8 protein-coding genes and 1 pseudogene are annotated in these 7889 nt (G+C 64.2%); 1 reads left to right on the plus strand and 8 read right to left on the minus strand.

Annotation, left to right across the window (positions count from 1 at the left end):
* The 3 genes from ADADOO_RS17375 to ADADOO_RS17385 form a co-directional block, all read right to left on the minus strand.
* A partial coding sequence (locus ADADOO_RS17375) for an ATP-binding cassette domain-containing protein (protein ID WP_511278775.1) occupies window positions 1-418 on the minus strand: 418 nt, incomplete at its 3' end.
* Window positions 406-1044: an alpha/beta hydrolase gene (locus ADADOO_RS17380; protein WP_511278776.1), complete on the minus strand. Its 639-nt coding sequence runs from the start codon at window positions 1042-1044 to the stop codon at window positions 406-408. The genes ADADOO_RS17375 and ADADOO_RS17380, both read right to left, overlap by 13 nt.
* A gap of 3 nt (window positions 1045-1047) precedes the next feature.
* On the minus strand, window positions 1048-1356 hold the full coding sequence (locus tag ADADOO_RS17385; RefSeq protein WP_511278777.1) for a (2Fe-2S) ferredoxin domain-containing protein: 309 nt from the start codon (window positions 1354-1356) through the stop codon (window positions 1048-1050).
* A 202-nt stretch (window positions 1357-1558) separates the two neighbouring features.
* On the opposite strand from ADADOO_RS17385, the gene ADADOO_RS17390 reads away from it, so the two are divergent.
* Window positions 1559-2866, plus strand: coding sequence for a hemolysin family protein (locus ADADOO_RS17390; RefSeq protein ID WP_511278778.1), 1308 nt, complete (start codon window positions 1559-1561; stop codon window positions 2864-2866).
* 62 nt (window positions 2867-2928) lie between these two features.
* Here the strand turns inward: ADADOO_RS17390 and ADADOO_RS17395 are convergent, their stop codons facing one another.
* The 5 genes and pseudogenes from ADADOO_RS17395 to ADADOO_RS17415 all read right to left on the minus strand — a co-directional run.
* On the minus strand, window positions 2929-3159 hold the full coding sequence (locus ADADOO_RS17395) for a thioredoxin family protein (protein WP_511278779.1): 231 nt from the start codon (window positions 3157-3159) through the stop codon (window positions 2929-2931).
* A gap of 29 nt (window positions 3160-3188) precedes the next feature.
* A complete protein-coding gene (locus tag ADADOO_RS17400) occupies window positions 3189-4241 on the minus strand; it encodes a permease (protein WP_511278780.1) in 1053 nt (350 codons plus the stop codon).
* A 114-nt stretch (window positions 4242-4355) separates the two neighbouring features.
* A complete protein-coding gene (locus ADADOO_RS17405) occupies window positions 4356-4904 on the minus strand; it encodes a sigma-70 family RNA polymerase sigma factor (protein ID WP_511278781.1) in 549 nt (182 codons plus the stop codon).
* Window positions 4901-7618, minus strand: coding sequence for a cation-transporting P-type ATPase (locus ADADOO_RS17410; protein ID WP_511278782.1), 2718 nt, complete (start codon window positions 7616-7618; stop codon window positions 4901-4903). Before ADADOO_RS17410 ends, ADADOO_RS17405 begins: the two co-directional genes overlap by 4 nt.
* A pseudogene (locus ADADOO_RS17415) lies at window positions 7567-7889 on the minus strand (VanZ family protein); the annotation flags it as partial. The pseudogene ADADOO_RS17415 and the gene ADADOO_RS17410, both read right to left, overlap by 52 nt.

Here is a 7889-nt window from a genome sequence, read left to right on the forward strand (position 1 = left end):
TCATGCCGCCGGAGAGGGTCGATAGCTTGGCGTCAGCCTTGCTCGCCAGGCCGGCGAATTCGAGCAATTGCGGGATTTTGGCGCGGCTGTCGGCGTCCTTTAGCCCGAAATAGCGGCCGAAGACGAGCAGGTTTTCAGCGCAGGTGAAATCGGGATCGAGGTTGTCGAATTGCGGTACGACGCCGATGCGCGCCCGCGCCGCCTGGGCGTCGTCGGGAATGACGTGGCCGTTGACCACGATGTCGCCGCTGTCCGGCTCGGTCAGGCCGAGGCAGAGGCGCAGCGTGGTCGTCTTGCCGGCGCCGTTCGGGCCGAGCAGGCCGAAACAGGTGCCGGGTTCGACGGCGAACGACAGGCCGGCGACGACTTCGCTGTCGCCGTAGGTCTTGCGCAGATTGCGGGCGTCTAGTGCCGCCATGCCCGGGTCACGATGTCGCGGATGAGGTGCAGGCGACGGTGGAAGAAATGGTCGGCGCCGGCTACGACAATGACCGGCAGGTCGAGTGGTTGCGCCCAGGTGAGGACGTTGGCGAGCGGCACGGTGTCGTCGGCCGAGCCGTGAATGACGATGGTGTCGTGCGGCACGGCTTCGGTGTCGTACTGGCGCGTGCCTTCGATGAAACCGGCGGCGGTGCCGACCAGCACGAGGCGCTGGGCCGGGTGATTGGCTTCGCTCAGGCGCTTGGCGACGCGGGTCTGGCAGTAGGCGCCGAAGGAAAAGCCGGCCAGGGCGACGGGCAGATTGCCGCAGCGGCGCTGGGCGTCTTCGAGGACGGCGAGCAGATCGTCGGTTTCGCCGACGCCTTCATCGTGCACACCCTCGGTGCCGCCGACGCCGCGGAAATTGGGGCGGAAAGCGGCGTAGCCGAGCGCCACAAAGGTGCGGGCCAGCGTGTAGGCGACCTTGTTGGTATTGGCGCCGCCGCCGATCGGGTGGGGGTGGGCGATCAGCGCGATGCCTTTGGGGGCATCCGGGCGTTCCATGATGACCTCGATCTGGCCGACCGGGCCATCGACGAGTATTTTTTCTTCAATGACGCGCATGGCTCAGATCTTCAGACGGTCGACGACTTTGCCGCCGATCAGGTGTTCCTGAATGATTTCCTCGACGTCATCCTTGTCGATGAACGAATACCAGGTTTCTTCCGGATAGACGACCATGACCGGGCCGTTGTCGCAGCGGCCAAGACAGCCCGCCTTGTTGATGCGCACGGCGCCGGGGCCGTTCAGCTTGAGGGCGCCAATGCGGTCCTTGGCGTAGGCGAACATATCGGAACCGCCAACGTTGTTGCAGCATTGCTCGCCGCCTTCGCGCTGGTTGGTGCAGACGAATACGTGATGTTTGAAGTAGCTCATGCGGGGTCTCCTGTGCAGACCTGCATTATAGGCGAGGCGGTTTCACGTGGAACGCAGCCGGGAATTTCAAAATTGGCCCAATTTTCCGGTTGACCGTGGGAATGCGCGTCGATGGTTGCGCCGGTCAGTGTTTGCGGCGCAACGGGGTAGTATCGGGTTCATCGAATTCACTGAAAGGAACGGGGCACGAAGTGCCCAGCATATGGGTAATAGTTTGTTGCTGGTTGTGTTGGCGCTTGCCCTTGTCGTTTTGAACGGCTTTTTTGTGGCCGCCGAGTTCGGCCTGGTAAAACTGCGCCCAAGCCGGGTCAAGGCGATTGCCAAGACCCGCGGCTGGCGTGGTCGCATTTTGGCCAAGGTGCATCAGGATCTGGAAGCCTACCTGTCGGCCTGCCAGCTCGGCATCACCCTCGCTTCGCTCGGCCTTGGCTGGGTTGGCGAGCCGGCCTTTGCCGATCTCCTGCGCCCGCTGCTCAATGCGCTCGGCGTGGCAGGTGAGGAGCTGGTGCACGGCATCGCTTTCGCCGTCGCTTTTTTCATCATTTCCTACCTGCACATCGTGGTCGGCGAACTGGCTCCAAAATCGATGGCCATCCGCGTTACCGAGAGGGTCGGGCTGTGGACGGCGCCCGGGCTGTATGCCTTCTACTGGGCGATGTATCCGGCCATCTGGGTGCTGAACCACAGCGCCAACTGGGTTCTGCGCAAGGTCAATCTGGATGTGAATACCGGGCACGACACGCACTACTCGGCTGAAGAACTCAAGGTCATTCTCCGTTCGTCGCGAGCCAATGCCGACTTCACCGGGGACGAGTGGCGGGTATTGGCCCAGGCGCTCGATTTCCGCGACCTCGAAGTGGCCGACCTGATGCGGCCATTCAGCGAAGCCGTGCCGCTATCGGAAACCGACGACATCGAGGTCAGCCTCGAGCGGATCGTGCAGCACCGTTTCAGCCGCTATCCCTATCTGGCCGAGGATGGTCATGCCAAGGGTGTCATCCATCTGAAAGACATTTTCATCGCCCTGCGCAAGGATCCGGACCTCAACACGCTGGACAAACTGGTGCGGCCGGTCATCGTCGTTTCACCGAGTCTTTCGGCCACCGAGCTGTTTCGCCGCTTTCGCCAGGGGGCGCCGCATTTTGCCGTGGTCGCCTATAACGACGGTCGTCCCATTGGTTTCATCACGCTCGACAACCTGCTCGGCGCGCTGGTCGGCGAGATTCGCGACGAATTCCGCCAGACCCATAACGAGTGGTCGAGGCTTGATGACGGTTCGCTGATTGGCAAGGGCAGTCTGCCCATCTTCACACTCGAACGTACCCTGGGCATCGACATTGATGAATCTGGCGTCGACTCGGTTGGCGGTCTGATCCTGCAGCAATTGGGCGCCCTGCCGGAAGAGGGGCAGCGCATTTCCTTCCCCCTGTTCGACGCGGTGGTTAAGAAAATGAGCGGGCCGCGGATCGTGCTGATCCGGATCATTCCGAAGACGGACAATTCGTCCTGAACGGATTCCGGTGAGCGGCCGATTTCAATTTTGGCCGTTATTTCCGGTTGACCGTGGAAGCCTCAAAACCAGCCTTCCACCTTGCCTCGTGACGGCACGCCACCGGCGTGAACGACGTTGCCGTCGATCACCACGCCGGGTGTGGACATCACGCCATAGCCAATGATGGCGGCCATCTCCTCGACTTTTTCCAGCGTCACGGCGACGCCCTTTTCCCTGGCGACCGCTTCGATCAGGGCGATCGTGTTGCGGCAGTTGGCACAGCCGGTGCCCAGAACCTTGATGTTTTTCATGCTGCTTCCTTTCTCGGGAGATGGATGGGTTACAGGACCCAGTTGAAAACGTAACCGACGAGGAGAATGCCGCACGCCACGACACCGGCAAAGGTGGCGATCAGCGTTGGCTTGAGCGCCTTGCGCAGGATGATCATTTCGGGGGCTGAAAGGGCGATGACGCTCATCATGAAGGCGAGCACGGTGCCCAGCGCGGCGCCCTTGCCGATCAGCGCTTCGACAATGGGAATGACGCCGGCCGCGTTGGTATACATCGGCACGCCGAGGACGACGGCGGCGGGCACGGCCCACCAGACATCCTTGCCCATGAACGAGGCCATGAAATCTTCCGGCACGTAACCGTGGATGCCCGCCCCCAGCGCGATGCCGGCCAGAATGTAGGGCCACACCTTGCCGACGATCTCTTTCACGTGGGCGCCACCCGCTTCGAAACGCTGAACCCAGGAAAGCGTTTCGCCCGGCTGATGAGCGCTCTGCCCGCCGAGTATTTTTTGCACCCAGTCTTCGAGATAACGCTCCATCTTCAGCTTGCCGATGACCAGCCCGGCCACGATGGCGACGAGCAGGCCCATGCCGAGATAGAGCGCAGCGACTTGCCAGCCGAACATGCCGAAGAGCAGGACCAGCGCCACTTCGTTCACCATCGGCGCCGAAATCAGAAACGAGAACGTCACGCCGAGCGGCACGCCGGCCGAGAGGAAACCGATGAACAACGGCACGGCCGAGCAGGAACAGAAAGGCGTGACGATGCCGAGCGAGGCGGCCAGCACATTGCCGACGCCTTCGCGCTTGCCGGACAGCATTGCCCGCGTCCGTTCCGGCGAAAAGAAGGTCTGGATGATGCCCATGAGGAAAACGATGCCGGTCAGCAACAAGACGACCTTCGGGCTGTCGTAGAAGAAGAAATGAATGGCTTCGCCAAAACGCGTCTGCCGCGACAGGCCGAGAACGTCGACAACCCAGTCGGCCAAGGCCGTGAGCTGGCTGTAGGCAAACAACCAGGCGGCGGTGGCAATGGAAATGCCGATCAGCCAGCGGACCAGTTTGTTGCGCTCAGGTGTTGCGACGGAAACGGTGTTCATGGATTTGCTCCGGGTTCTGCTCAAAGGTGTTCACACCGGTGAAGACGACGCATCGACAAAAAAGACGCAACACGAATTTACCGGGATAAAAAGCGCCGTTCCGTGCGCCAGGTGTCATTCGTCCGGCAGCGGCGGTCGCGGCGTGAAACTGCAAACCGTCCCGGCTTCGTCGTAGCGAACCTGACAGCCGCTTTCCATTTTCTCGCGCAGATGCTGGCGGGCGCGCTGCAGGCGCGATTTGGCGCCGGACAGCGACAGGCCGAGCAAATCCGCCAGTTCCTGCTGCGAGCCGCCTGCGATATCGCAGAAGCGGATAGCCTGGCGATCCGTCGCGGACAGTTCGGAAAGCACCCGCGGCAGGCACTGGCTGAGATCATCGACCGGCGACGGCTCATCGCCCTGTGGCGCGACCAGATCGTCCGGCAGCGACAGGTGTTCCCGCGCGACGCGCAGGCGATCAGCCAGGGTGTTGCGCGCCACCTGAAAAAGCCAGGCACGCGGATTGTCGATGCGGCAAAACTGCGGCCCCTGACGCATGGCCTTGATGAACACTTCCTGCCGCACCTCCTCGGCATCCTCGATGTGTTTGACGCGGTGCCGCAGATAGCCGAGCAACTCGGCTGCGCAGGCAGACCAGGCGTTGATCAGACAAGGGGGCGTCATCGGGAGGCCTCCGTCTTGCTGGCGGACAGCCGCTTCTCAGTCCCGATGAGCAGCGAACAGAGGACGGCGACCGCGATTATTTCCGCCCATTCGGCCAGCCCGATCGGCGCCGTCTGGAACAGCCGATTCATCACCGGCAGATAGGTTAGCGTCAATTGCAGGGCGGCCATGCTGCCGAGGCCGGCCCAGATCCACGGGTTGGAAAATAGCCCCTGTTTCCAGAAACCCTGGGTGAGTGAGCGGCAGTTGAAAAGGTAGGCGGCTTCGACCATGACGAAGACGTTGACGGCAACGGTACGCGCTTCGGCCAGGCTGTGGCCCTGCTTCAGTTCGAGCAGGAAAAGGCCGAAGGCGCCCGCCAGCAGGAGGACCGAGACGAGAACGATGCGGCGGATCAGGCCCGTGTCGAGGACTGGCATGTCGAGTCGGCGCGGCGCCCGGCGCATGATGCCGCGCTCGATCGGCTCGAAGGCGAGCGGCAGGCCGAGCAACACGGCGGTGGTCATGTTGATCCACAGAATCTGCAGCGGGGTGATCGGCAGCGTGGCGCCGAAGAGGATGGCGGCGACGATGACCAGGCCTTCGCCGAAGTTGGTCGGTAGCGTCCACGTGATGAATTTCACGAGGTTGTCCCAGACGCCCCGGCCCTCCTCGACGGCCGCCTCGATGCTGGCGAAATTGTCGTCGGTGAGGACCATGGCCGCCGCTTCCTTGGCCACTTCGGTGCCGGCCAGGCCCATGGCGATGCCGATGTCGGCCTGCTTGAGGGCGGGCGCGTCGTTCACGCCGTCGCCGGTCATCGCGACGACTTCGCCGCGCGCTTGCAGGGCGCCGACGAGGCGCAGTTTTTGTTCCGGTTCGACACGGGCGAAGACGTCGACGCGGTGGGCGGCTTCGCCCAGGGCGGCAGCGTCGAGCCCGGCCAACTCGCGACCGGTCAGGGCCTTTTCGGCATTGAGGCCGATCTGGCGGGCGATGGCGAGCGCCGTGACGGCGTGGTCGCCGGTAATCATCTTGACCCGGATACCGGCCGAATGGCAGCTACGGATGGCGCCGATGGCGGCCTTGCGCGGCGGGTCGATCATGCCGACGAGGCCGATCAGCGTGAGCTTTTCGATGCCTTCCACGGTCAACCGGAAATTTTGGCCAAAATTGAAATTTCTCCGGGCCAGCAACAGCACGCGCATGCCCTGTTCGGCGTAGGCGTGGGCGATTTTTTCGATGGCCGCCGGGTCGATGGGGAGCGGCTGGCCGTTGGCCGAGAGCTGATCGACGCATCGCGGCAGCAGCCGTTCGAGGGCGCCTTTGACGTAGACAACGCCCTGCCCGTCGCCATCGTGGGCGGTGGCCATGAATTGCCGGGTGGCGTCAAAAGGCAGGACATCGCGACGCGGGAAGAGCGCGCCCAGCGTGTGCTCGTCGAGCTTGCCCTTGCGCGCCGCGACGATCAGCGCGGCTTCGGTCGGGTCGCCGGTGATCTTCCATTGGCCGTGCTCGTGGCGCAGCGACGCATCGTTGCACAGCGCCCCGGCGATCAGGGCTTCGCGCAGCGCACCGTCGATGCCGGCCGGCATTTCGTCGTGGCTGATGGCGCCTTCCGGCGCGTAGCCGTGGCCGGCGATGGCATAGCCTTCGCCGGCGCACCACAGGACGCGGACGGTCATGGCATTTTCGGTCAGCGTGCCGGTCTTGTCGGAACAGATGACGGTCGTGCTGCCCAGTGTCTCGACCGCCGGCAGATGGCGGATGATGGCCCGCCGTTTGGCCATGCGGGCGACGCCGATGGCCAGCGTGACGGTGACGGCGGCCGGCAGACCTTCGGGAATGGCGCCGACGGCCAGCGCCACGGCGGCGATGAACATGTCGAAGGCCGTTTCGCCGCGGGCCAGTCCGACGCCAACGGTGAACAGCGCCAGCCCGCCGATGGCCCACAGCAGCCAGCTCGAAAAAGTTGCCATCTTGCGCGTCAGCGGCGTCACCAGATCGGGTGCGGCGGCGATCAGGCCGGCGATGCGCCCGGTTTCGGTGGCGTCGCCGGTGGCGATGACCAGCCCGCTGCCCTGCCCGGCCACCACCGTGGTGCCGGCGTAGGCCATGTTGAGGCGGTCGGCGAGCACGGTGTCGGCGGGCAGCGCGGCGATATTCTTGGTGACGGGCTGCGATTCGCCGGTCAGCATCGAATCGTCGGTGTGCAGTTCGTGCTGCTGAATCAACCGGAGGTCGGCCGGAACGCGGTCGCCGGCGGCGAGCATGACAACGTCGCCGGGGACCAGTTGCGTCGCTTCAAGCTGCTGGCGATGGCTTCCACGACGGACGGTGACCGGGGTGGTGACGCTGCGCGCCAGCGCGGCCAGCGCCCCTTCGGCCTTGGCCTCCTGCCAGTAGCCGATGAGGGCATTGACCAGCACGACGGCAAAAATCACGCTGGCGTCCACGACTTCGCCGAGGGTGGCCGTAATGGTGCCGGCCGCGATCAGTACCAGCACGAGCGGTTGCCTGACCTGGTCGGCAAAACGCTTCCAGGCCGGCTTGCCGGGGCGAGCCGTCAGGCGGTTGGGGCCGTGGCGGGTAAGTCGGGCGGCAGCTTCGTCATTATCCAGGCCGGCCGCGTGATCAACCCCCAGCCGTTGGGCGGCCGCTTCGGTGGTGTCGGCATGCCAGGCTAGGTCCGGCGCGTCGTCAGAAACAGGAAGGGCAGGGTCAGGAAAGGCCATAGGGTAGCGACCAGGCGCGTCAGGCCATTGAAATTGAGAAAGTGCCCCTGTCGCCAGACGGCCAGCGCCGCTTCCGAATAGGGATTGGGCGGCGCCAGGTTGACCAGCACCGTACCGGCCATCAGTGCCAGCGCGGCGATCATCAAGCGCGGCGTGGCCGGCAGGGCGAGTGCGACGGCAAGAATGCCGCAACCAACCGCCAGCCCGAGCTTGGCACCCGGCGTCAGCCAGGCCAGCGCATCGGCCGGGCTGACCAGAACGGCGGCGGAGA

It is taken from the genome of Azonexus sp. (assembly GCF_036170495.1).
Lineage (GTDB): Bacteria > Pseudomonadota > Gammaproteobacteria > Burkholderiales > Rhodocyclaceae > Azonexus.

What these genes read in the sequence shown, in the direction of transcription:
- ADADOO_RS17380 (WP_511278776.1), bottom strand. Translation starts at nt 1,044, where the DNA reads ATGCGCGTCATTGAAGAAAAAATACTCGTCGATGGCCCGGTCGGCCAG.
- ADADOO_RS17385 (WP_511278777.1), bottom strand. Translation starts at nt 1,356, where the DNA reads ATGAGCTACTTCAAACATCACGTATTCGTCTGCACCAACCAGCGCGAA.
- ADADOO_RS17390 (WP_511278778.1), top strand. Translation starts at nt 1,559, where the DNA reads ATGGGTAATAGTTTGTTGCTGGTTGTGTTGGCGCTTGCCCTTGTCGTT.
- ADADOO_RS17395 (WP_511278779.1), bottom strand. Translation starts at nt 3,159, where the DNA reads ATGAAAAACATCAAGGTTCTGGGCACCGGCTGTGCCAACTGCCGCAAC.
- ADADOO_RS17400 (WP_511278780.1), bottom strand. Translation starts at nt 4,241, where the DNA reads ATGAACACCGTTTCCGTCGCAACACCTGAGCGCAACAAACTGGTCCGC.
- ADADOO_RS17405 (WP_511278781.1), bottom strand. Translation starts at nt 4,904, where the DNA reads ATGACGCCCCCTTGTCTGATCAACGCCTGGTCTGCCTGCGCAGCCGAG.
- ADADOO_RS17410 (WP_511278782.1), bottom strand. Translation starts at nt 7,618, where the DNA reads ATGGCCTTTCCTGACCCTGCCCTTCCTGTTTCTGACGACGCGCCGGAC.